This window comes from Acetivibrio straminisolvens JCM 21531 (assembly GCF_000521465.1).
Taxonomy (GTDB): domain Bacteria; phylum Bacillota; class Clostridia; order Acetivibrionales; family Acetivibrionaceae; genus Hungateiclostridium; species Hungateiclostridium straminisolvens.
The window spans coordinates 1-1,141 of sequence record NZ_BAVR01000165.1 but is presented as its reverse complement, the minus strand read 5'-3'; the positions used below and the strand labels follow the sequence as shown (position 1 = coordinate 1,141).

General features: G+C 42.5%; 2 protein-coding genes and 1 pseudogene. All 3 read right to left on the bottom strand.

Annotation, left to right across the window (positions count from 1 at the left end):
• Positions 1–227: 227 nt before the first annotated feature.
• Entirely contained in the window at positions 228–536 is a 309-nt protein-coding gene (locus tag JCM21531_RS18610) for a primase alpha helix C-terminal domain-containing protein (protein ID WP_037295697.1), read from the bottom strand.
• 9 nt (positions 537–545) lie between these two features.
• Positions 546–860 (bottom strand): annotated as a pseudogene (locus JCM21531_RS23300) (bifunctional DNA primase/polymerase); the annotation flags it as partial.
• Complete coding sequence (locus JCM21531_RS23295) at positions 848–1,033, bottom strand: hypothetical protein (RefSeq protein WP_243467900.1); 186 nt, start codon at positions 1,031–1,033, stop codon at positions 848–850. The gene JCM21531_RS23295 and the pseudogene JCM21531_RS23300, both read right to left, overlap by 13 nt.
• Positions 1,034–1,141: the final 108 nt, after the last annotated feature.

Here is a 1,141-nt window from a genome sequence, read left to right as displayed (position 1 = left end):
TCTCTTCTTTTCTCCTTTTTCTTATATTATAATCATAGCAACAACTATTGACGTGATTAATACTGCAGACACCGCTGCAATAACCCACAGCCAGAAAAATCCAACATGTATATTCCTTATCTCCTGAAAGCTGAATTGTTCAGGCAATACGTAAATACTTTATGACTGTACAAAGCTCCTTTGCAAAAATCAAGCGGCTTTGTGCGTATATCGTATATATTAATTCTTTACAAGCTACTAACTCTTTGAAAACCTAAACTATATATTTTCTTAATTTCCGCTTCATCAAGCGGAGGATTGCACCTTGCGTTGTTTTCTGCAAGTAATGCCGTATAGATGCCTTCCTCCGTCATTCCTCTTGCTCTCATGGTTCCTGCAAGGCTTGTCAGGGTGCTGTTTCGGCTGCCTTCCTTAATCCCTGCTACAATACTTCTACCTTCAAAGGGTGTAAGCAATACTTCCTCCCTTTCCATAAGCTTTAACAGCCACTCCGGAGCTTCTGCCAGGGTTTTGTCAAAGGAAGAATGTCCTTTCAACCATTGGTACTGATTATCGCTTACATGAATGCTTGGAGCTACGACAATCAGTCCACCTGTTGAATGGTTATCAAAACCCGGTGCAAACTTGGTCTTATTTGGAATACTTCGGCCTCTAGGGTATTTAAAGACATAGTGCCGACCTCCTCTGCCGGTAACAGCAGTAACCGTATCCGGAAGTTTTCCATGTGTTGATTCAAGAGCCTATAGAGTTTCATCACCACCATCGTCCACATCAAGCACCAGCCAACCGGACTTTTCGCCTGTAGGAATGCCTATATTGGCATTGGTTGTTTTTCTCCACCATTTCTTTATTTGCTCAATATCAGTAGTGGAATCATTGTACCAGCCTGTATATAACTGACGCTTTTCCCTGCTGTCGCAATTTTTCCCTGCCTTGCAGGAGAGAAGCCATCCTCACAAATCCAGGGCAATGGTATGACTGGGATATTGGCTTCTGCATATTTTAATGCTGCGTCCATCATTGTCAATTTCAAACTTCCCACCTCCTGTCTCGCCGAATATAAATAGAGCCTGACAAATAGTTTTTTAGACTATCTGCCAGGCTCTATAGGTGAGTCATTCGCTCCCTTTGTGGCTCTGTG